The following is a 20,994-nucleotide window of genomic DNA, read 5'->3' as shown; positions in this document are numbered from 1 at the left end:
GACCGCCTGTCGCCCCCGCCCCTACCCTGCCGACCGCTCCAGGACTGCCGCGAAGAAGGCGTCCGTGCCATGCCGGTGGGGTGCGACGAAGAGGAACCGGTCACGGAGACACGCGTCGGGGAGCCACCCGGCCCCAGGACGCACGAGGTGGAAGTCCGGGCACGAAGCCAGGAACGCGGCGACGACGTCCTCGTTCTCCGCGCGGTTGACGGTGCAGGTGGCGTAGACGAGCCGCCCGCCAGGACGCACCAGGCGGGCCCCGCGCTGGAGGATGTCCTGCTGGAGCGCCGGGAACCGGGCGAGCACCTCCGGGTGGATGCGGAAGCGCTGGTCGGGGCCCCGCCGCAGGGAGCCCAGCTCCGAGCACGGCGCATCCACGAGCACCCGGTCCGCGTCGGGTCCCTCGGGGAGGCTCCGGAGCACCTGGACCCGGGTGAGGTGCGCCCGGGCGGAGCGCTGGAGGAGCCGGTCGAGCCGCTCGGCGTCCGGGTCATAGGCCAGGAGCCGCCCCGAGTCCTTCATGTCCGCGCCCAGTTGGAGCGTCTTCCCGCCCGCCCCGGCACAGAGGTCCAGCACCGTCTCCCCAGGCTGGGCCCCCACGAGGAGCCCCAGGAGCTGGCTGCCCTCGTCCTGGACCTCGAACAGGCCCTCCTGGAGGGAACGGAGGCCATAGAGGTTCGGCCGAGGCCCCTCGATATGGAGCGCCAGCGGGCTCCAGGGGCCGGGGCGCGTCTCGACGCCCTCGGAGCGGAGCCGCTCGGCGAGGGCCTCCCGGGAGATGCGCAGGGTGTTGGCCCGGAGGGTGATGGGGCCCGGGACGTTGAGGTGAGCGCAGAAGTCATCGGCCTCGGAGCCGAGCTCCCGGCCGAAGTGCTCGGCGAGCCAGTCCGGCAGGGAGGCTCGGAGCGCGAGCGTGGGGGGTGACGCCGGATCCAGTGAGGGCGGAGCCCCCTTCCCGATCCCCGCCAAGGACGCGGCCTCCGCGGCTGGGACACCCGCGAGGCCGTGCAGCAGGGCAAAGAGCAGGAACGGAGGAGCGGCATCCTCCCGTCCGAGGAGGAACCCAAGCCGGCGCCGCCAGAGCCCGACGTTGAAGACGGCCTCCTTGAGAGCCTGGCGCTGCTCGCGGGTCAAGGAGCGATGGTCACGCAGAGTACGGTCGAGCACGCGCTCAGCGGAGGAGCCGGCGAGCACCTGGGCGATGGAATCGGCCGTCACGGGGCCCAGGCCGGCGAGTGCGGACCAGGGCTGAAGGCGAAGCCGGGAGAGCGGATCAAAAGGGACTGTTGACAGAGCGGGCACCATTCTCTAGAAAGCGCCTCATCACGGCAACGCGGTTCCGCCGGGACGACATATTCCCCGATAGCTCAGCCGGTAGAGCGGGTGACTGTTAATCACTAGGTCCGTGGTTCGAGTCCACGTCGGGGAGCTGAACGAAGGGTCCTACCAACCGGTAGGGCCCTTTTGTTTTACACGGGCCTCGCGATGAATATCGCGGGGCCTTCGTGCTTAAGCCCCTGAATCCCAAGGGATTTTGGCTCGCGGTGCTGAAGAGGGCGCTCTCGGCTCTCTACCCCGCAGAGCGAGATGCCCCCTCTCCTCCGCCGCCAACTCGGCTCTCTGGACCGCTCTTTCACCCGGTTTGGGGAGAGAGAGGCCGAGAGTGGTTAACAGTTTTGTTAACCACCAAGGGCAGCCGATTCTGACAATCCAGGGCTTTCGATGTCGTACCTTCCAGGGTTACGCCATTTCCCTCTTTCAGAATGACGAATTGGGCCACCTGTTAAGCGAGAAAGCGAAAAAAGGCTCGCCGTTACTCGGTATTCTCGATTTCGTCGCGCGGCGCAGACTCTCCGAGACGACGCTCAGAAGCTCTTGGCCGAGTCCTCGGATCTCTCCTGCCGCGCCTCCCTGCTCATGCCCACAGTAGTGACGAGCAACGGGGTCCAGACGAGTGGCTCGCCACGTTCACCGGCCCAATACGTGCCCAGGCTGCCATCGACCGATTCACCAGCAAGGCCCCGACCTGGTCGCCGACATGTGTTCTCCGAGGAGAATCTCCAAATGAGCGGATAGCTCAGACCGCCAGCGTCAGGAGTCCGTTGGGATGATCGACGGCACGAGGAAGGCGACATGAAACCGCTTCAATCGTCACGCGACAGAGCACCCTTCCTGGGGCAATGGTCTTGAGAGGGTGGAGGTCAATGGTCGTCAGAGCCGACATACTGGACGGTCGAACCACCCACAGTCTCGATACTATTCGTAGTGGCACAGTTTCTCGGAACGCGCACATTCAAGGAAAGGAGTTAAAGGCTAATGAGTCACCCCTTTGAATCTCTGCCACGCAGAATCTTTCTTGACTCATGCACCGCCCAGACGCTTCGGAGCTATGGCGGACAGGTCTTTGAGAACGAACCAATCTCTGCATCTGACCGCATCCACAAAGTGACGGGCGGAATCGAGAACATCGAGGCACTTCGAAACATATTCTCAATCAATGAACGAGCGCAGTTCGAATGGGTCGTATCTCACCACAGCCTTCAAGAGGCCCAGGACAAATCCGATCCAGGCCACATGCAATGGCTCTGGGACATAGCCGACCACACCGAAGCATGCTTAGAAGGCGATGGTCCGACACCAGAAAGCTGTGCATTGGCCGCGCAACTCGACGAGCCCAGGTTTGGGTATCTCAGCAAGAAGGACAAGCTACTTTTACAGGACGCCGTCTATCTACGCTGCGAAGCATTCTTAACAGTAGAAACACGACTACCTCGAAACGCAAAACACGTCGAGAGCGCGCTTGGAGTTCAAATTCTTACGCCGAACTCCCACTGGAACCTTCTACGTCCATGGGCAGCACTTTGGCGATAGCCCCTCGCTCAAACGAGGCGACATCTTCCCTGACACAGGAGGCTATCGCTGGATGGTGGAGCAGCGCTTGGCCATCCTCCACCGGTTCCGCCGCCTGCGCATGCGCGATGAGCGACGAGCCGACATTCACGAAGCGTTCCTCCTGCTCGCGTGCGACCTCATGCTGCGACAGTCGCTGGTCCGGTCTTTTTAAAACCTCTTAGCGGCACTTACTGACTGCGCCGTGCGGCGGTGCGGCGCGCGTGCACTCTGTCCAAGGCCGCTATGACGTCCTCTAATGGCCCGAAGAACTTGCGGTTGAAGTCGGGCGAGCCAATCGAGGCAGCCCAATCGCTGAGCAGCATCGGGACCAACTGCGCGCGCGCTTCGATCAGGTAGTCGGCGCCCTCATAGGACTTGCCAAGCCCCATCTTCCCAATCGCCGCCACTAGGCCGGCTACATAGTCAGCGGCGCCAAGGGCCGGGTCCTCTTGGTACGTGGACGTGGAGAATCCCGTGAGCGTCCGCAGTCCAAACCGGATGGCGCTTCCATCGCTCATGAAGCCGCGCACTGTCGCAACTGGAGCGTTCGCCATCATGTCGTACCAGTGCTGGAGCGCAGGCTCGAAGGTCTTCGTTTCGTCGTGAATGACGCGCCCGCGGCGACCTCGTTCTGCCAGGAGTCTATCCGCCATCTGCACGACAGCCTGAAACGACGGCAGATTGATGCTGATGCCGATAGAGCGCCCGCCGGGGGTCAGACCCTCCAGCAATTCGGCCTCAACCATGCGCGAAGGGTCCACGCGCTGCTGGCGGAGCGTCTCAAGCAGGCGCGGGTCGCTCCGGCGCGCTGCCTCAGTAATGAGGCCGTCCAGCACCAGAAGAACGTCCCCATCTGACGGCGTCAGGTACCAGTCCGCAAATGCCTTCAGCAAAGGGGTTGGGTAGCCCGAGAACTCGGCGGCGACCTTTGGCCGCTCAATGTTGTCCCCTACTGCGAGCCAACTGGCGGCGGGGTTGTAGCCTGGGTCGAAGAATGTCTCGACAAGTTTTGCCGCGACGGAGTACCTCTTGTCCGCAACGACATAGGTTGGCAGAACCCCCAGCTCGTAGAGTTCCTCAAGGAACTGCAGCAGGTTCCTGGCGCCGCGCGCGTTCTTTAGCAGGTCCTTGCTCTTCAGTTCGGCCGGCCTGGGCTGCCTGGGCTGAAGGCTTCGCGTGATGACGTCCTCGACTAGCTGAACGACGCTGTCCCGCTTGCCAGGCGGAACAATCAGGCCGGAGACTGCGAACACCGGCTGGTCGAGGTCGAGGTATCGACCACCAGTGTTTCCAGCCTCGTCGCAGTACACAAGAAACTCTTCGGCATCCCCCATTCAGCACCTCTCAGACGACGGGTTCCGGGCTTACAGACTCTAACGAAAGTCTGCGCTCTACTCCGAAGGATTGCGCCCCTCTTGGCGTTCTAGAAATCGAGAAAGCTTCCCGCGGTTCACGAGGTCGCGTTTTTCCCTGGGTCGTGTCCCTATAAGTGTGTAGGAGGCCGGCTCCGAGTATTCGCAGAGCCGGCAAGGAGCGGGGAAGCTCCTCGGTGAACCCAACCACCGAAACCTCCCGGCCAGGGGAGGCCCAAGGAGTTCCCCGTGAAGAAGGCTACCGAGTTTGCCCCTCCCACCCAAGAGGAGGTGGGTGCGGACCTGCGCGCGCTGTTTCTCCAGGCCATCCACATGACGCTGACAGTGCTGCTCGAAGAGGAGGTGGAGCGACTGGTAGGGGTCGGCCGCTTCGAGCGTGTGGAGGGCCGACAGGACTCGCGCAACGGCTACTACCGGCGCGGCCTCACCACCTCGGTGGGAAAGCTGGAGGTGGAGGTGCCACGCACTCGCGGTCGCGGAGGCGCGGGAGCCGTGCTCGGGCGCTATCGGCGGCGCACCGAGGAGGTGGACGACGCCATTACCGCGGCCTACGTGCAAGGCGTCTCCACCCGGAAGATGGGCAAGGTGACGGCCGCGCTCATGGGAGGGGGCGTGGGCCGCTCCACAGTGAGCCGGGTGACGAAGTCCCTGGAAGAGAAGGTGGAGGGCTTGAAGAGGGCCCGCCTCACGCAGGCCTTTCCCTACGTCTACCTGGACGCCACCTTCCTCGATGCCCGGTGGGCCCGCGCGGTGGAGAACGTTTCGGCCCTGGTGGCCTACGGCGTCGGCGAGGACGGGCATCGGCACCTGCTCGCCGTCACCCTGGGGCCCAGCGAGTCCCAGGCCAGCTGGGAGGAGCTGCTCGAACAGTTGGTGGACCGAGGCCTGGGCGGCGTGCGCCTGGTCATCGCCGACGGCCACTCGGGCCTGGAAGCCGCTGTGCGCCGGCTGCTGCCAGAGGCTCGCCAACAGCGCTGCACCGTGCACCTGACTCGAAATGTGGCCGCCAAGGTGCCTCAGCGCGTGCGCCAGCGCGTCGCCCGTGAGGTGTCCGCCGTCTTCAACGCGCCCAGCCGCAAGGAGGCCAAGGTCCGCATGGAGGCCTTCAAAACGGGACTGGGCGCCCAACTGCCCGAGGCCGTCGCCTGCCTGGAGAAGGGCTTCGCTGCGGCTACCGTCTTCTACGAGTTCCCCCAGGGGCACTGGCGCCGCCTTCGCTCCACCAATGGCCTGGAGCGTCTGCACGGAGAGGTGAAGCGTCGCATCCGCAGCGTCGGTGCCTTCCCAGATAGAGCCAGTGCCCTGCGCCTCATCACCACCGTCGCATGGGAGGTCTCCAGCGTCTGGAGCGACCGCCGCTACCTCGACATGTCCCTGCTCAATCCCACCCAAGAACAGCCCGTTCAGCAGCTCTCCTGAAGCACACCGAGGCCCTCCCCCCGCTCCCCCCTCCTACACACGATTCGGGACTTGACCCGTCCCTGCGTGAATTCCTCGAACATGGGGGCGGGAGCCAACCAGTACGGCAGGTCGGTCTGTCCAGCCATTCCACCTTCCCGGAATACGGCGTCACTCGGAGTTCTCTGATCCAACTTCACGCAGAAGACAACACCGCCGACCATCAATCGCACCATGTTGACCCCGCCGTTCCTGTCGACCTTCGGTGCTCGGTAAGCAAAGACCCCATCATCGCTCTGCTCTCGCAGGAGCCGGAATCCGACTGCGTTCACGCTTGAGGGTATCGGCGCGCCTCGGAATGAGATATCCTCCAGTATCGCCCTGTACTGCCCCAACTTGATGCGCCCCAAGGCGGGCTTGGTTGATGCGTACTTCCATAGGAGAGCGGCAAGAAAGCGGATGATGTCGTCACCCGCGACGCCAGCAAGCCGATGGACGCCCAGTGGCTTCCCAACGGCGGCGGCCCGGAGTGCGTCGAGAGATTGCTTTGCGCCCCCTTCCAGCTTTCCGATCTCGTTGTCACAGGCACCGCATAGGATGTCCCTATCCCAGATGCCGGATTGGGTGTCCTCATACTCGCCAGACTCGCGAACAATGGCATGCGCCTTCCCAACCTGGACCTCAAGCGCGAAGGTCCGGGGGATGAGGTGAGCCTTGATGGTCTTGGCAGCTCCGCAGACTAAACCAAGGATCGTGATTCTCGAACGGCTCCCTACGACAGGCTGCTCGCTCGCTACCGTGCCGACCGGCACCAGTACCTAGAATCCCCCTCGGAGAGGCTGCCTCCGCTGGGGCTCTGGGCGCTAACTGCCCGGAACCACTACAGAGCCTGGCTGATCGAGAATCGTGAACTTTGGTTTAGGCACGGCATTCGGAACTCCAGTGCAGGCGACAGTAGCCCCAGCTAGTGGCGCGGGCCTCGAGGGTATCCAGAGCTCGTAGCGGGTTCTGATGGACCGCACCTGGATCATCGATGCTGAGTCTATACCTTCAGGTCTTGCTCAGGCGAAAGTGCATCCACCCAACCGCCAGCATCCGGCAGCTCCAGAGTGTGTCCAGATGATGGAGCCTGCAAGCGCCTGCCACCGGCGCAGGCTCCCTCGTCCGGGCGGTTCGTGCCTTGCTCCCGCCCCCCAGCACACGCCCGCGGCGCAAGATCGCGCATACCATGGCATGGTCTGCCCCCCGGCAGCGCAGTACCTCACTGCCCTGAAGGGAGCCGATGGAGGAAATGGCATGCCGAATCGATTGGTGGTCCTGGTGGCACATCCGGATGACGAGCAGCGGTACGAGAACCGCTGGAGCCCGACGATGGAGCAGCTCGTGTTCATCACGACGAACCCGAAGATTTTCACCCAGTGCCAGCGCGCATTGGACGGCGGCAACGAGTGGGTCTACGTGCAGAGAATGGAGTACGGGCCCCACAAGAGCCGCGTCATCGGCCGGGCGAAGGTAGCGCGGCTCGACGAGGCGAAGCTGCGCGTATGGTTCGAGAATTGGGAGGACTATGACGCCGCGCCCTCGCCGGCGTTCGGAGGTTCTACTTTCGCCAACTTTCCCGAGTGACCCGACGGCACTCCGCCGTTCGCCCTGCTCCGCGGCGGCAACGGAGACCCGGTTAGCGCGCGAGAGTGCGCTTGCGGGCCAAATACAGAGCGCTCCTCCCATCGGGTGAGGCAGGATCTGCCAGGCGCGCCCGCTGACGCGCGCCCAGGCACCTCCAGCTTCTGCCTCAATCCCCCACGCCCTGCCCGGTCGCCGCAGTCAGGGCCGATACCGCTCGGCCTCCTTGAAGAACTGGGTGAGCGAATATTCCAACAGCGGCTCGCGCGACTGCATGTACCGGCGAGCGCGGAGGAAGGGGAGCCAGACGCGCTTCCCAACGCGCACCTGAGGCTCCTCCATTTGCGCTCGCAGCACCCACGTCCCGCCCAAACGCAGCACCGGAACGTCCCCCAGATAAGGCGCACCTTCCAAGGCTCGGTCGCTGAGTCATGAGCGCGCCAAGGTCCTGGTAGGTTTCGTGTCACTGCAAGTGAGAGAGACGAGCACGAGGTCGTCATCGACTCGTCCTGCTCGCGGATACGACAACTCCCTTCGATGAAGGAGCCCCCTCCAATGTTGCACTGCTGCGGGCTGAAGGCGGCGTCAAGCGTCACGGCACTTGCAGCTTTTGCGCGTCCTCCATGTTCGGCTCCCATTCATAATCGCTCGACCTCTTCTCAGAACACTGCCTCGAAGTGTAATCTCCGAAACCGCAGCAACTGGCGAGCGGCCTGAAGCGCCAGACGAGGGGGAAAGAATGTCCCAACTATTGTACTCCGCAGTCCTGGCACTGGCCCTCTCAACAAGTGCGTACGCGCAAACAACAGCCGAGGCGGAGCGGCGCGAGAACCTAAAGGTCTGCCTTGACGGCGGCTATCCGAGCCTCTGTCGCAAGTCCCTACTGACCCAGCCGGAGCATGCTCAAGTCGCCGAGGCGGAACGGCGCGAGAACCTGAAGGTCTGCCTTGATGGCGGATACCCGAGCCTCTGTCGCAAGTCCCTACTGACCCAGCCGGAGCATGCTCAAGTCGCCGAGGCGGAACGGCGCGAGAACCTGAAGGTCTGCCTTGATGGCGGATACCCGAGCCTCTGTCGCAAGTCCCTGTTGACGCAGACCGAGCGTGCTCAAGTCGCCGAGGCGGAACGGCGCGAGAACCTGAAGGTCTGCCTTGATGGCGGATACCCGAGCCTCTGTCGCAAGTCCCTGTTGACGCAGACCGAGCGTGCTCAAGTCGCCGAGGCGGAACGGCGCGAGAACCTGAAGGTCTGTCTTGATGGCGGATACCCGAGCCTCTGTCGCAAGTCCCTGTTGACGCAGACCGAGTGTAGTTGCCCCCGTCAAATCGGACAGCTCAGGGTTGAGAGTTAGCACTACGGAACTCGCGGGGTGACATCATCTTCAATCCGCGATGAGGGTGGCAGCGGTTGTAGTCGTCGAACCAGACGGGCAACCGGGTGAGGACGTGGGAAGCGGAGGGCAAGTCGTTGACGTACACGTAGTCGCGCTTGAACGTCTTCACGAAAGCCTCGGCCATGCCGTTGCTCTCCGGGGAGTAGGCGGGCGTGGTGCATACCACCAGGCCCAGATTCCGGCCGAAATCGCGCGTGTCCTTGGCCGTGTAGACGGGCCCGTTGTCCGACAGCCACTCCACCGGGTGGGGCGCCCTCGAGGTGCCCGGGCCGAAGCGGGCCTCCACCGTCTCGGCCATCAAATCCTGAATGGTGAGGCCGGTGGGGTGCTCGACGGAGGCACGGTACGCGATGAGCTCCCGGTCGCAGCAGTCGAGGCTGAAGGCCACCTGGACGCGCTCGCCGTTCCAGCAGCGGATTTCGAAGCCGTCGCTGCACCAGCGCAGATTGGACTTCAGCGTGATGATGGTGCCCTCGTGGGTACGAGTAGGCTTCCCTGTGTGTCGCTGGAGGAGGAGTTGGGCGTCGCGCATGAGCCGGTACGCCCGCTTGTGGTTGACGGGCGATTTCCCCGCTGCCCGGCGCTGTCGGTTGAGGACGGCGCACGCCCTGCGGTAGCCGTACGTGGCGCGCTCCTGGGCGACGGCCTTGAGTCCCTCCAGCGCCTCGGCGTCGGCATGAGCGTCTGGGCGGCGGGGCTCCCGAGCCCCCAAGGGACGATGCAGGGTGGAGCGGGACACGCCGAGGGTCCGGGCCACCGCGCTCACAGGATGCCTCCCAGCTTCGACAAGGCCGCGGGCGACAATAGTTTTTTTTCGCGGGCCAACTCCACCGCGTCCCGGAGGACTTCCGCCTCCTGTGTCTTCTTGCCCAAGAGCCGCTGGAGCTCTCGCACCTGGGCCTTGAGCGCCTGCACCTCGGACTCGGGCACCACGGCCTCCCCGGCCCGCAGGCCGGACACGCCGCCCGCCTCCTTCAGGTGCCTCCAGCGGAAAAGCTGGCTGGGGCTGATGCCGTACTTCCGCGCCACCAGGGACACGCTACTGCCCGGCGCCTCGCACTCAGTCACCAGGCGCAGCTTCTCCGCCGCCGAATACCGCCGACGGCGCTTGCCCTTCTCCGCCCCCTCAGGGGCTCCCTCTTGGCTCTTCTTCTCCATGCTCAGACTCGCTTATTAGCCGAACGAGCCTGTCCGACTCTTCAGGGGGCTACACCACCGAGCGTGCTCAAGTCGCCGAGGCGGAACGGCGCGAGAACCTGAAGGTCTGCCTTGATGGCGGATACCCGAGCCTCTGTCGCAAGTCCCTGCTGACGCAGGCGGAGCACGCTCAGGTTGCCGAAGCGGAGCGGCAAGCAAATCTAACGAGTCCGAAGCCTCACCAGAACTCCCAGGGAAGCAATCGCAGGGGCACTTCGCGCAGCAACTATGGATATGGCAGCGGCGGATGCGGGAGCCGAGGCGGCCCCGGCTGGCGCAGACCGGATGGCAAGTGCGCCAGTTGGCGTGATTAACGCGGGGGCATCCAGACGCTGGGGCAGGAGCGCGTCAACGCGAGTAAGAGAGGCGCCGGTGCTGTCGTCGTCATGACAGGCATAGTCGAGAGAACACCAGCAGACAAAGAGGCATCCGGAAAGACGCTCTCTCGCCGGCTCCGTGCATGTTTCCCATCACGCGAATACGGCACCTCAGCCTGCGCGCCAGGCGACACCGGTTGGCGCGCAAGGAGCGACAGTTCCAATTCAGGGCCGGTACCGCTCCGCCTCCTTGAAGAACTGCGTGAGCGAGTAGTCCAGCAGCGACTGGCGGGACTGCATGTACCGGCGGGCACGGAGGAAGGGCAGCCAGAGGCGCTTCCCAACGCGCACCTGGGACTCCTCCAACTCAGGGAGGAAGCGCGGCTCGACGCGCACGAATGCAGGACTGCGCTGCCTCAGCATGCGTGGCACCGAGTCGCAGTCGAGGTCCGGACACAGGTGAATATTGCCCGGGACTGGGACACCCGCGCCTCCTCGCTGGCGAAGTCGGCGGCGGTGGATCATGGCACCAGGCGGACGAGCCATTGGGGAAGGCCCCTTCGAAGTGCTCCAGTCCTTCACATTAGGGGGAACTGCGAACTCACCGTGCGGGCGGCCAATTGGAGGAGTCTCTACGTGGCACGCCAGTCCTCGCCCGCGGATGGCCCAGCGCCCTCCTCCAAGAGGAACACCCCAGGGGCACGCATCCTGCTGAGGCAGGCAGCGTCGAGCCAGGCTCGCGCAGGACTCCCCCAGCGCAGCTCTGGCCGGAGGAGTTCTCCGTGGCCTTTGGACGCCCAGCGCCCGCCTTCTTCCGCATCTTCGCCCCGATACTGGTCGCCGTAGCGGTCCTGCATTGCGGCCCCACGGAGGAGGACCCGGATAATGGTCGCACGCCCCCGTCCACCTCGCGAGATGGGGGCTCCTTTGAGGGCGACGGCGGTACGCCGCCCGTGGACGCCGGCAGCACCTGCACTCCGCGCTGTCTCGGGAGGGAATGTGGACCGGACGGCTGTGGTGGGACCTGCGGCACCTGCCGGGCGGGTGAGGCTTGCGACTCGGAAGGACAGTGCTCGGCGACGTGCACCCCCTCGTGCGCTGGGAAGACGTGCGGCAGCGACGGCTGCGGGGGGAGCTGCGGCACATGCAGCTCCGGCGAAGCGTGCCAGGGCGGCCGGTGTGTGTGCGTCCCGAAGTGCGACGGGATGCAGTGCGGACCGGACGGGTGCGGCGGGACGTGCGGGACCTGCCGCACAGGAACCACATGCAGCGCGTCTGGAGCGTGCGTCTGCGTGCCCCAGTGCCAGGACAAGGTTTGTGGCTCGGACGGCTGCGGCGGAACGTGTGGTACCTGCCCGGCCAACTCCACGTGCAACGCGGATGGGGAAAGCTGCGCCTGTGCCGCGGGGTACGTCCCGAACCAAGCCGGAACGGGCTGCGTGCGCATCGGCGGCGCCTGCCAGGGAATCAACGAGTACGGCTACTGCACCGGGGACACCTGGGTGAGGTGTGACCCGCAGGAAGGCATCATCGCCCTCAACTGCGGCCCGGGGCAGTGCAAACGAATCGCCGCTGACGGAAGTGGGGCCTGCCGGTGCGGCAGCATCGACGTCAATGGCGTCTGCGCGTCTGCCACGGGCGCCAGCGTGGCCAATCCGCGGGTCCACTTCACGTGCGCGCCGGGCGCCGACGTGCTCATCGCGTCGAACTGCGCCGCGGAAACCAACTCCTCAGCGGGCTTTTGTTCCACGTTCGTAACGGCGTTCGGCCACCAGACGAGCTGCTTCTGCAACACGTGCTCCGTGCCCAACGCCGCGGGCCAGTGCCGGTCGCTGTGCAGCAATCCTAGCGACTGCCGGTACTTCGCCACCGGCAACTTTCACACCTGCGGGCTCTGACGCGCGGCCAGGCGGCCGCCCCTTCACCTCACCGCCCTCGCGCCCCAGCTCGCAGCTGGCGCGCTGGCCGAGACGCCGTGTCATCCCTCCTCTCACCACCAGGGCCATCTATGGAATCCATCACGTCACGCAGCACGGTTCTCCCGGGGCTTGAGCCCGAGCCACCGGAGGCCAACAGGGGCGCGGCTCGCCCACGCGGAGCAGTCGCCATGAAGGCGGGCGACATCATCGAGTCCTTCGGCAACCGCGCTCCAGGGCTCCAGCGGCCAGCGGCCGAGTCTGCGGATACAGCCCTCGCCCTCGCCAGCGCGCAGCCAGAGGCCGTTGTGGAGGCAGTGCGCATGCCCGCCGAGGGGTTCAAGGCACAGAGGCCTGAGAAGGGGGCGCAGAAGGGGCTCCTCAGCCGCATCGGCTCCGCCGTAACAGGAGGGCTCCGGCGGGTGGGAGACGCCGTCGGTGGCCTCGTGACAGGAGCGAAGGACGCTGTCGTGGGACTCATTCGTAACGGAGTAGAGGCTACGCAGACGCTGGCCAACGGCCTGGGCCAAGTATTCACTGGCCGCTTCCGAGAGGGCTTCACCGAACTCGCGCGCGGCTTGGTGCAAATGGTCCAGACGCCGGTCGACGCGGTGCTTATGGTGGGCGGACGGGCCCTCAGTGCCGCCCAGACGCTTCTGGGCGTGGAGCCGGTCCGGCGTGGGCTAACGGCAGAGGAAGAGGCCGTCCTCCGCCACGTGTACGGCGACTCCCTCGACTACAGCCGCATCTCCATCAAGGAAGGCAATGCAGGGCTACTGACGATGTCAGGTAGGCCGTTCGTGCATGGGGACACCATCTTCGTCCCATCGAAACACGTGCCACTTCGAATGGACACCCTCGTCCACGAGGCCGCCCACGTGTGGCAGCACCAGCACGGCGGCATCGATTACATGAGCGAGGCCTTGGTGGCCCAGTTCTTTGGGGACGGCTACGACTTGGGCAAAGGCCTCCGGGAGGGGAAATCCTGGAGTCAGCTCAACCCGGAGCAGCAGGCGGAGCTGCTCGAGCAGGGCTACCGCGCGGGCTTCTTCGAGGCTCCACCGAAGCGCCTCTACGTCGATGGGGTGGACTACACCGCCCAGCTCGAGGCGGCGCTGCGCGAGGTCCGGGCCGGACGGGGAGCGCCGTAGCCATGCGCCATAATTGGCTCCTGCGGCTCGTGGTGGCAGTCCTCCTTGCCACGTTGGTCGGCGCCTGCGAGCCGCCGCTCATCGTGGAGTTGGCATCTGCCGCAGAACGGATTCCCGCTCCCGCTTTCGTCATCCGGGCGCCGTCCCAACCTGGGGACGCACCTCGGTACGACTCCATCAGCGTCATGGACATTGACGGCACTCACATGTGGTCCATTCGCGCGCTGCCACCGCTCACCGGGCCGTTCCCAGCGCGCCTCAACTACGGTGTCCTCCCCTACGGCTTCGAGGAACTACAACCTGCAAGACTGCTGACACGCGGACGCACCTACCACATTGCAGTTGCTGGAGAAGGGCGCGGAGGATTTCGATTTCGCGTCAACAACGACGGGACAGTTAGCGAAGCCAAGTGATACCGGCTCCAGCGTGCAGGCCTGATTCTGGATTCCAGCCACAGAGCCCTGGGACGCAACCACGCACCAGTGCCTTTGCGCCGACCAAGCCCTGCGAAAGACTATGGAAATATCACATTCCCCAGAGTGATGGTGCGCGGGCCGTCCGCCTCCCAGAGCTTCAAGGTGAATGGGCCCCGAGCTGCATCTGGCGTCGCCTCTGCTTCAACGACGACGCGAATGTACTCTTGCGAGGGCGCAGGCGTGTCCTGCCACACCTGCACCACATTCAATTCTTCACCAGATTTGCCTCGGAGCATCGCCCCATTTGCCCTCCACGGTGGCATATCCTTCGGGCAATGGAGCCCCACCTCCACCGCGACTCGTCGTGCGGAGCGATAGCTGAAGGCCACACGTACAAGCAATGCGTTACTGGGGCTTCGAGAGAGAGTCTTCAGCAAATCGCTACTACCCTCGACGCCTCCAGTCCCTGGCAGTCCCGACGAAATGAGACCCGCGAGCCCTTGAGGAGCGCTTCGCTCAGCACGCAGACGCTCATTTTCCTCTCGGCACCGCTGGGCCTCTGCCCTCGCCTCTCGCGCCTCTTCCCGGTAGGTTTCCACACCGCGCTTCCGGCGATACACCTCCAAGAGCGGATCTGCTTTTGCTGGGTGAGCTACCAAAAGAAAGGTTGCACTCCCTGGTGCCGCCTCATCTCGAAATCTCACAGTCAACCGAAACCGGTCTCCAGAGCTGATTCCTTCTGAGGGGATAAGACGAATCGTGGTCTGGCCTATGTCCAGCAGGGAGAACCGCTCCCGCCCCTCCAGTACCACTCCTTCTCGCGCCAACTCCGAATCAAACAGGATCGTGGATGAGAGCCCCGAACTGATCGACACTTCGATCGAAGCTGGCGCGCTCTCCGGGGGCACTTCGATGCGGCGCACTCCTGAGCCAGTTGACATAGGCGTCGGCTGCGCTCGAGCCACACCGCCGCCGGACAGAAAAAACAAGAGGACGGCAGTAACTATCCGAGGCAAGCAGTTGTTACTCCTTGGCGAGTCAACGCTGGATACCGGGCACACCACTTAGAACACCGGATTTCACTCAAACTCGCGGACGGCCTTCATCTGGACGCTTGACCAGACGTGAAGCCCTCCAGAGCCAGCCTTACCTGGCTCCAACTCAAGCCCGCGCCTTGAGTTTGTATCGTATACCTCCAAGCATACTGGGAAGCTGTCACCGCTGCGGGTGCGTGCTTTGGTCAATCGACCATAGACGCGGTCCCCCAAGATGAGCTTCCCTGAAATAGTTGTGCCGTCGGGCAGCTGCCCCCAGCGTCCAAGCAAACGGACCTGCGTGGAGCCTTCACGCACCGTGATCACCCTCGTCTCGCCTCTAATGGGAAATGTTGCGAAGTTCGCCTCCCCCACGCGGATGCCTAGCTGCGACATGGCCTCGACAGCCCCGTCCGGGCAGTCCTCGGGCTCCGGTGGCGAGCGCACTTGCGGCCCTGTGCAGGCCAACGTCGTGCAGAGGGCCGTCGTCGCCAGGGCGCTGCGGACGCCCCTCGTAGCCTTCTTGACGGGCTCTAGCGGGGATGGCGGGGTGTCACTCTTCTTCGTCGTCACGGTGGCAGTCACCTCGGGGAGCATCGCGGGAGGCGCGACGGCCGCAGGTATTGCCTCCGGCCCGGTGGGAGCTGCGGCCTGGCCAGCTTGAGGTTTCTTTGTATATGGCGCTACTTCTTGACCTGGGTCGGCGAAGACCGTTGCTTGCGGCTGCGGTGAAGCCGTCCGCTGTGAGAAAAGCACCCCAGCCGCGAGGGCCATGGCCAACAGCCCCACACCCAGCACCCGCCCTTTCCTGAGGCGAGAGTAGAGGGAGCGCCGCCCCACGTCGACGGCAGCGGACTCCGTCGCCAACCGCGAGGCGTCCAGCACCGCCAGCCCTGGTCGAGGCAGTTGCACCTTCACGGGTAGCACGGCTGCAGGCGCATTCACCTGCACCAATGCCGCAGGCGCGGGCGGGCCACCGCCCGGGACGTCCGGCAGCTCCGCGGGGGCCGGCCCTGGCGCCTTGCCACGGCGCAGCTGGCGCAAGGGCACCTTCGCCCACTGCATGAGTTCGTCCACTTCCCCCTCGGTGGTTGCCGAGTGCGGCCCATACGTGTCGCACAAGGGACTGCCCCACGCCTCCCCTTCCGCCCCGGCCAGCACCTCCTCCAGTGCCTCACAGACTGCGCTCGCCTCGGGGCGCTCGGCAGGCTCCTTCTCCAGCAGCCGCATGCACAGAAGACTCAGCCTCTCCGGGACGAGCCGGTTGGCGACATGGGGAGGCACTGGCGGCTGAGTGAGGACGGCGTTGATGAAAGCCTGGTCGTCCCCGGCTTCGAAAGGCCACCTCGCGGTGAGGAGGCGGTAGAGGACAACGCCCAGGGCCCACACGTCGTCCGCCGGGCCCGGCACGTAGCGGCCTCGCCCCACCCCCACGGGCCTCTCCATGAAGCGCCACATCTCCGGCGGGCGGTACTCGGGCGTCCCAGGTGGCACCAGGGACTGGGTGACGCCGGGGGCGCCCTTGTAGTCCCCCACCCCATAGTCCACCACCACCGCCACGCCGTCCGCGTCGCGCACCATGACGTTGGACTCCTTCACGTCCCGGTGCAGCACCTGTGCTTCGTGTGAGGCCGCCAGCGCCCGCGCCACGTCGAGGGTTACCCTCGCCACCTCCCGGGCCGAGGGGTTCTCCTCCTTCACCCACACGCCCAGCTGCCGTCCCTCCACGTACTCCATGACGATGAGAGCGAACTCGCGCTCCCCCACCTGCCAGAAGGAGAAACCCCGAATCCCCACCACGTTGGGGTGCTTGAGACGCAAGAGGATGGAGACTTCCCGCTCCGCCCGCCCGCCTACGCGACGCCGCTCCACCAGCTTCAAGGCGTAGGACTGCCCCTCCTGCGTCGCGAGGTACACGGTGCCGAAGCCGCCACGGCCCAGCTGCCTCACCACCGTGTAGCCCAGCACCACGTCCCCGGGAGACAGCACGGCCGGGGGGCCGTCGTCCCTCATGACGCCTCCCACCCAATCAATGCGGACTGAAGGACTTCACCTTGCCGCATGCGGCTTCTCCCTCCCGGCAGCGCCACCACGCTACCAAACCCCGACGTGACAGTCCTCAGCTTCCGAAGTCATTCCTACTCAGAGGATTGCCAACCATTCGCCTGACTCGTTACATTGGGGTGACTCACCCTCGCCTCCCTCCTCATGCCCGCCTCGTCACCAGAGAGCCACCAGGCCACGTCGTCGCTCGACCTCGCGAGCACCATTGGCGCCAACGCCCGGGCGGCACGACTGCGCCTTTCTCTCACCCAGGCTGATGTCGCGCAGCGGGTGGGCCTCGCCTCGGCCGTCTACAGCCGCCTGGAGCGTGGACGCATGCTGCCCAGCGTCCGCACGCTCCACCGCCTCGCCACCGTCCTCTGCACCTCGCCAGACGCCCTGTTGGGCCACGGCTTCCACGCAGAGCCCCCACCAGACTCGCCTACGGTACGACTGCTGGTGCAGCAGGTGCGAAAATTGGATGAGCGACAGGTGAAGGCACTCCTGCGACTGATTCCAGCGATGCGGTGAGTCGCGCACGTGCTTGAGAAGAAGACTTCTCAGGTACACTGCGCCTCACCTCATGGACCAGGACTTGGCAATCACCATTGGCACGACGGCCCGCGCCGCTCGGGAGCAGATGGGCCTCACCCGGGCCGATGCCGCAGCCCGCGTCGGACTGGTGCCCCCCGTGTACAGCCGCCTGGAGCGCGGGCAGATGCTTCCCAGCATCCCCACCTTTTACCGGCTGTGTACCGAGCTGAAGGTTTCTCCGGAGGAGATGCTCGGCCTCACGGAACCATCCCACGGGGGGAAAGGCCCGCGCGCGAAGGAGGACGACACGCCCTCCTTGCGTCGGTTGCTGTACCTGGCGCGGAAGCTGGATGGGGAACAGTTGGAGGCCCTTCTTCAAGTCGCCACAGTCATGGCGAGATGAAGCAGGTAGCGACCCGCCGCCGCAAAGGGCGAGTGCCGCTCTCCTGAGACAGACTGGCTGCAAACCGCTGCACCTCCCGCCGAAGCCGGGCCACCTCGTCGAGGCCCTCCTTTGTCGGCAGGAGGTGAGGAACGGCGGGCCGGAAGCTGCGGCCTTGCGCATCTCGCCGGTGACGGTGCATCCAGGCCGAACCATCCACTCGTGCCACCGCACCAGTCCCTCCCCTTCCACGGCCAGCTACTTCTCCTTCGCGGCCATCAGTTCGTGCGCGTCCAGCCCTTCCGGGTAGAGGCCAGCCTCACCGAATTCCACCTTGTCGCGCATGCGGCCGCCCTCCGACAGTACCTGCGCCACCTCCCCCACCACCTCCCGCCTCCCGTAGGGCTCGCCCCGCTGAGACTGCGCTGCCCGAAGTGCGTCACGCAGCTCCGCGGCCGAGGCGAAGCGCTCCTCGGGGTTAGCCTGCAGGGTCCTGTGGAGAATGGCCTTCACGTCCGGAGCCAACGCCGCCACTGCCTTCTCCACGAAGTCTGAGCCGAAGCTGGCGAGCAACGCGCGCATTTGCTTCAACGGCAGCGACGGAGTGCTTTCCGCGCGTAGTCGCCGCCCCTGAGGAGGCCGTGGCACATCCGCGACGTCAAAAAGGTGGGTGCCCGTCAGGAGCTCCACCAGCAGCACACCCAAGCTGAAGACGTCCGAGCGCGGAGTGAGCGACTCGCGACGAATGTACTCCGGCGAAGCATAAGCCACGTCCCCGCGGACGAGGCTCTCCGGCGACTCTTCCCGCCCCACCAGCAGCGAGTACGCCGCACCGAAGCTCATCAGCTTCACCTCGCCGTGAGGGCCGACAATGACGTGCCGGGGATTGACGTCGCGGTGGACAATGCCCAGAGAGCGCCCGTCCTCGTCCACCAACGTGTGTGCGTAGTGCAGCGCCTCCGCCAACTCCACGCCGACGTTGAGGCAGAAGGCCTCGGACATAGCTCGTCCACGCACCACGGATGCCGTCACCAGCGTCTCCAGCGAAGGCCCCGGCACGTACTCCATGACAACGTGCGGCGCGTCGCCGTAAATGCCCAGGTGGTGTACCTGTGCAATGGACGGGTGGTGGAGTCGAAAGGCCAGCTGCACCTCCTCCACCAGCCTCCGCCTGCGCATGTAGGTGGCGGGGCTCGGCAGGCGCCGCACGAGGCAGTGGCCCGTTAACGCCTCCTTCCGCACCCGACGCTGGGCCAAGAGCAGCACCTCCCCGGACTGCCTCCGCTCCAACTCCGCCACGGCCTCATATCGGACTTCGCCCGCTTCGAAGAGAAAGTGAGGCTTGAAGGGCGGCGCCACGTAGGGCGGTTGGCAAGGGCCTTCGTCCGTACTGACTTCATCGGCGGTACTGGCCATGGGTGACACTCCATGCGGAAGAGTGGGACAGCGGCACAGCAACACGACACCCGTCAGGCAGCCGCCTGCGGCATGCGTGACTGCGTGAAGTGACAGCGGGGCCGCGCCGCAACGCAAGCACCTAATAGGTGCTTTCAAAAGCACCAATCAAGTACCATTCTTCTTTCCACAAGGGAAGCCGGCACTCGCTGGTGCGAGCAAGGCGCATCCAGATACGTGCCCTCTTTTCAATGGCCCGATGCAATCAACCGCACCTGACTGCAGTAGACATAGAAAGCACGCTCAAACGCGTCGCCTACATGGGGCATAGCGCGCTATCTCACCAACCAAAGCGTTTTGCCCGGGCGGTCAATGCCTCTCCGGTCGCCTGGCAAAGGTCCGCGCGCCCTCGACTACGAGGCACCACACGGCATCTCTTACCGGGAAGCACCTTCCATTACCGCAAAGCTCGTCGCCCAACTGAGCGACGAGCCAAGCAATGCTGACTCGCCCATCGGGTGAGGGTCCCCCGCTTCCGTGGCTCTCCCGCACTTCGTGTGGGCCGTAGGCCCAAATGGTGAGCAGCACGCGACGACGCAGCAGGTCGAAGCTGGCTCGGCCATACATCTGCCGCTTGAGGAGCTTGAGCTTCGTGATTTGTCCCTCGGCCTGGGCGTTACTAAGGGAGAGGTCATCGCGGCCCGTCAGCGGGACCGGGAGTCAGCTGCGAGGGCCATCAATCGTGCATCGAGGGCGACGATGTAGTCTCGGCCAAAGACTCCGTTCTCCAGTGCTTCAACCAAGTGCGCAGGGATGTTCTGCTCTACGTAACCTGAACAGGCCGCAGCTGCGAGTGCAATGGCCGCGACCGTATCCACGTCCCCTCCGTAGGCCACGCATGCACGCAAAATGTCCGCGAGCGTATCGTGCGCAAGTACCGCCGTAACGGCGGCCCGCACACTCATCCATCCCTTCTGTCCCACTTCGCCGACCCATGGCTTCGCCCATTGCCCTGGCACTTGGGACTCGAGGAATGCGCCAAGCTCCTCCTTTGGGCCGATGTCGTGCACGAGAAAGTGCGTCATCAGCGCTGCCGCCACGGCAGAGTTCACACCATCCACCGTGCGGTGAGTCAGCTCAGCCTGTATCGTGCACCGCTCGATGACCTGCCCAGAGGAGGGCAACAAGCCAAGTGGTGGAGCACGCATGGCCGCGCCACTCCTGTCGCTATTCGGGTTGATTCGCTCGAGGAACTCTTCGCCCGTCTCAACTTGCTCGAGCAACGCCTGAAAGCGCCGCGAATAGCCCTTACGAGGGTCTCGCCGGAATGTTGCAACAAAGTAGCGAGCCAAGAGCTGTGGCGTCCATGGCTCGCCTGAGAGCATGGCCTCCGCCACCGCGAGGCTCATCTGCGTGTCGTCCGTGTAGCTTCCGGGAGCGAGAAGGGGCCGAGGATGCTCCACGTAGCAGGAAAGGTCGTTATCCCGCAGCACCCGTTCTGCACTGACGTACTCAAAACCGGCGCCATATGCGTCACCGACAGCTAGCTCTAGCAGCATGCAGCAGAGCGTACCAGGCTAAGGACGAAAGCGCAGTACACTGTGCGTCCCGCCGCACGCGGGCGCCCGCGGCTCTTCTGGGGCGCGGGCCCGGCCCGCGTGGGCTTCGGCGCGACCTCCGTCCTCGCCCACTTTCGCACGGGCACCGAGGACATGCGCTTCGGCGAAGGCGGAGGCGCAGGTGTGCGCTTCGGCACGGACGCCGCAGGGGCGCTGCTGGGCTCAATGCCCAGAAACTGAGCAATCTTCTCCAGCAGCTCCAACTGCCGGCCCATCGCCTTCCTCACCTCTTCCGCTACCGCAGCCTGAATAGTGCTCTCGCTCGCTTTTCTCGCGGGCCACCCGGCCCGCATATTTTTCAACACCACAGA

17 protein-coding genes, 1 tRNA gene and 2 pseudogenes are annotated in these 20,994 nt (G+C 65.0%); 9 read left to right on the top strand and 11 right to left on the bottom strand.

From position 1 onward, the window contains the following. Positions 1-21: 21 nt before the first annotated feature. Positions 22-1,218, bottom strand: coding sequence for an RsmB/NOP family class I SAM-dependent RNA methyltransferase (locus tag VZL07_RS24110; RefSeq protein WP_426749974.1), 1,197 nt, complete (start codon positions 1,216-1,218; stop codon positions 22-24). A gap of 138 nt (positions 1,219-1,356) precedes the next feature. Between VZL07_RS24110 and VZL07_RS24105 the strand changes: the two genes are divergently transcribed. Beyond that, positions 1,357-1,429: transfer RNA gene (locus VZL07_RS24105), tRNA-Asn, on the top strand. 1,479 nt (positions 1,430-2,908) lie between these two features. Beyond that, positions 2,909-3,064 (top strand): annotated as a pseudogene (locus VZL07_RS24100) (IS5/IS1182 family transposase); the annotation flags it as partial. A gap of 16 nt (positions 3,065-3,080) precedes the next feature. On the opposite strand, the gene VZL07_RS24095 reads toward VZL07_RS24100, so the two are convergent. Next, on the bottom strand, positions 3,081-4,226 hold the full coding sequence (locus VZL07_RS24095) for a DUF3800 domain-containing protein (protein ID WP_426749973.1): 1,146 nt from the start codon (positions 4,224-4,226) through the stop codon (positions 3,081-3,083). Between the two features lie 267 nt (positions 4,227-4,493). Between VZL07_RS24095 and VZL07_RS24090 the strand changes: the two genes are divergently transcribed. Further along, positions 4,494-5,684, top strand: a complete 1,191-nt coding sequence (locus VZL07_RS24090) for an IS256 family transposase (RefSeq protein WP_426749971.1) — start codon at positions 4,494-4,496, stop codon at positions 5,682-5,684. On the opposite strand, the gene VZL07_RS24085 is transcribed toward VZL07_RS24090, so the two are convergent. Beyond that, on the bottom strand, positions 5,669-6,475 hold the full coding sequence (locus VZL07_RS24085) for a hypothetical protein (protein WP_426749970.1): 807 nt from the start codon (positions 6,473-6,475) through the stop codon (positions 5,669-5,671). The two genes, VZL07_RS24090 and VZL07_RS24085, sit on opposite strands and share 16 nt — an antisense overlap. A 484-nt stretch (positions 6,476-6,959) precedes the next feature. On the opposite strand from VZL07_RS24085, the gene VZL07_RS24080 reads away from it, so the two are divergent. Continuing rightward, on the top strand, positions 6,960-7,289 hold the full coding sequence (locus VZL07_RS24080) for a hypothetical protein (RefSeq protein ID WP_426749968.1): 330 nt from the start codon (positions 6,960-6,962) through the stop codon (positions 7,287-7,289). A 198-nt stretch (positions 7,290-7,487) separates the two neighbouring features. Here VZL07_RS24080 and VZL07_RS24075 read toward each other — a convergent pair whose 3' ends face one another. Next, on the bottom strand, positions 7,488-7,613 hold the full coding sequence (locus VZL07_RS24075) for a hypothetical protein (RefSeq protein WP_426749967.1): 126 nt from the start codon (positions 7,611-7,613) through the stop codon (positions 7,488-7,490). A 412-nt stretch (positions 7,614-8,025) separates the two neighbouring features. Between VZL07_RS24075 and VZL07_RS24070 the strand changes: the two genes are divergently transcribed. After that, complete coding sequence (locus VZL07_RS24070) at positions 8,026-8,637, top strand: hypothetical protein (protein WP_426749966.1); 612 nt, start codon at positions 8,026-8,028, stop codon at positions 8,635-8,637. On the opposite strand, the gene VZL07_RS24065 is transcribed toward VZL07_RS24070, so the two are convergent. Together VZL07_RS24065 and VZL07_RS24060 are read right to left on the bottom strand one after the other, a co-directional pair. Next, a protein-coding gene (locus VZL07_RS24065; RefSeq protein ID WP_426749965.1) for an IS3 family transposase occupies positions 8,621-9,837 on the bottom strand; the annotation gives its coding sequence in 2 pieces (ribosomal slippage) (positions 8,621-9,495 and positions 9,495-9,837; 1,218 coding nt in all). The two genes, VZL07_RS24070 and VZL07_RS24065, sit on opposite strands and share 17 nt — an antisense overlap. A 581-nt stretch (positions 9,838-10,418) precedes the next feature. Beyond that, complete coding sequence (locus VZL07_RS24060) at positions 10,419-10,544, bottom strand: hypothetical protein (RefSeq protein WP_426757464.1); 126 nt, start codon at positions 10,542-10,544, stop codon at positions 10,419-10,421. 1,088 nt (positions 10,545-11,632) lie between these two features. On the opposite strand from VZL07_RS24060, the gene VZL07_RS24055 reads away from it, so the two are divergent. Beyond that, entirely contained in the window at positions 11,633-12,091 is a 459-nt protein-coding gene (locus VZL07_RS24055) for a hypothetical protein (protein WP_426749964.1), read from the top strand. 209 nt (positions 12,092-12,300) lie between these two features. Next, complete coding sequence (locus tag VZL07_RS24050) at positions 12,301-13,260, top strand: hypothetical protein (RefSeq protein WP_426749963.1); 960 nt, start codon at positions 12,301-12,303, stop codon at positions 13,258-13,260. A gap of 514 nt (positions 13,261-13,774) precedes the next feature. Here the strand turns inward: VZL07_RS24050 and VZL07_RS24045 are convergent. Next, positions 13,775-14,737, bottom strand: coding sequence for a DUF2381 family protein (locus VZL07_RS24045; protein ID WP_426757363.1), 963 nt, complete (start codon positions 14,735-14,737; stop codon positions 13,775-13,777). An 18-nt stretch (positions 14,738-14,755) separates the two neighbouring features. Beyond that, the gene (locus VZL07_RS24040) at positions 14,756-16,723 is read right to left on the bottom strand and encodes a serine/threonine protein kinase (protein WP_426749962.1); all 1,968 of its coding nucleotides are present in this window, start codon (positions 16,721-16,723) and stop codon (positions 14,756-14,758) included. 195 nt (positions 16,724-16,918) lie between these two features. On the opposite strand from VZL07_RS24040, the gene VZL07_RS24035 reads away from it, so the two are divergent. Beyond that, entirely contained in the window at positions 16,919-17,284 is a 366-nt protein-coding gene (locus tag VZL07_RS24035; RefSeq protein WP_426749961.1) for a helix-turn-helix domain-containing protein, read from the top strand. A gap of 52 nt (positions 17,285-17,336) precedes the next feature. After that, positions 17,337-17,690: a helix-turn-helix domain-containing protein gene (locus VZL07_RS24030; RefSeq protein WP_426749960.1), complete on the top strand. Its 354-nt coding sequence runs from the start codon at positions 17,337-17,339 to the stop codon at positions 17,688-17,690. A 237-nt stretch (positions 17,691-17,927) separates the two neighbouring features. Here the strand turns inward: VZL07_RS24030 and VZL07_RS24025 are convergent, their stop codons facing one another. The 3 genes and pseudogenes from VZL07_RS24025 to VZL07_RS24015 form a co-directional block, all read right to left on the bottom strand. Then, positions 17,928-19,085 carry a serine/threonine protein kinase gene (locus VZL07_RS24025; RefSeq protein WP_426749959.1) on the bottom strand — a complete coding sequence of 386 codons (1,158 nt, stop codon included), beginning with the start codon at positions 19,083-19,085 and terminating at the stop codon, positions 17,928-17,930. A gap of 683 nt (positions 19,086-19,768) precedes the next feature. Continuing rightward, positions 19,769-20,623 (bottom strand): ADP-ribosylglycohydrolase family protein, encoded by an 855-nt coding sequence (locus VZL07_RS24020; RefSeq protein WP_426749958.1) that lies wholly within the window; start codon positions 20,621-20,623, stop codon positions 19,769-19,771. Between the two features lie 29 nt (positions 20,624-20,652). After that, positions 20,653-20,898: pseudogene (locus VZL07_RS24015) on the bottom strand (PspA); the annotation flags it as partial. Between the last annotated feature and the right edge of the window lie 96 nt (positions 20,899-20,994).

Source organism: Pseudomyxococcus flavus (assembly GCF_050038885.1).
In the GTDB taxonomy this organism is placed as follows: Bacteria; Myxococcota; Myxococcia; order Myxococcales; family Myxococcaceae; genus Myxococcus; species Myxococcus flavus.
The sequence above is the reverse complement of the archived record's forward strand: the minus strand, read 5'-3'. Positions and strand labels throughout refer to the sequence as shown.

Excerpts from the sequence above, each read along its gene's own strand:
- VZL07_RS24025 (WP_426749959.1), bottom strand. The coding sequence starts at position 19,085 with ATGGCCAGTACCGCCGATGAAGTCAGTACGGACGAAGGCCCTTGCCAA.
- VZL07_RS24050 (WP_426749963.1), top strand. The coding sequence starts at position 12,301 with ATGAAGGCGGGCGACATCATCGAGTCCTTCGGCAACCGCGCTCCAGGG.
- VZL07_RS24035 (WP_426749961.1), top strand. The coding sequence starts at position 16,919 with ATGCCCGCCTCGTCACCAGAGAGCCACCAGGCCACGTCGTCGCTCGAC.
- VZL07_RS24040 (WP_426749962.1), bottom strand. The coding sequence starts at position 16,723 with ATGAGGGACGACGGCCCCCCGGCCGTGCTGTCTCCCGGGGACGTGGTG.
- VZL07_RS24095 (WP_426749973.1), bottom strand. The coding sequence starts at position 4,226 with ATGGGGGATGCCGAAGAGTTTCTTGTGTACTGCGACGAGGCTGGAAAC.
- VZL07_RS24020 (WP_426749958.1), bottom strand. The coding sequence starts at position 20,623 with ATGCTGCTAGAGCTAGCTGTCGGTGACGCATATGGCGCCGGTTTTGAG.
- VZL07_RS24030 (WP_426749960.1), top strand. The coding sequence starts at position 17,337 with ATGGACCAGGACTTGGCAATCACCATTGGCACGACGGCCCGCGCCGCT.
- VZL07_RS24070 (WP_426749966.1), top strand. The coding sequence starts at position 8,026 with ATGTCCCAACTATTGTACTCCGCAGTCCTGGCACTGGCCCTCTCAACA.
- VZL07_RS24080 (WP_426749968.1), top strand. The coding sequence starts at position 6,960 with ATGCCGAATCGATTGGTGGTCCTGGTGGCACATCCGGATGACGAGCAG.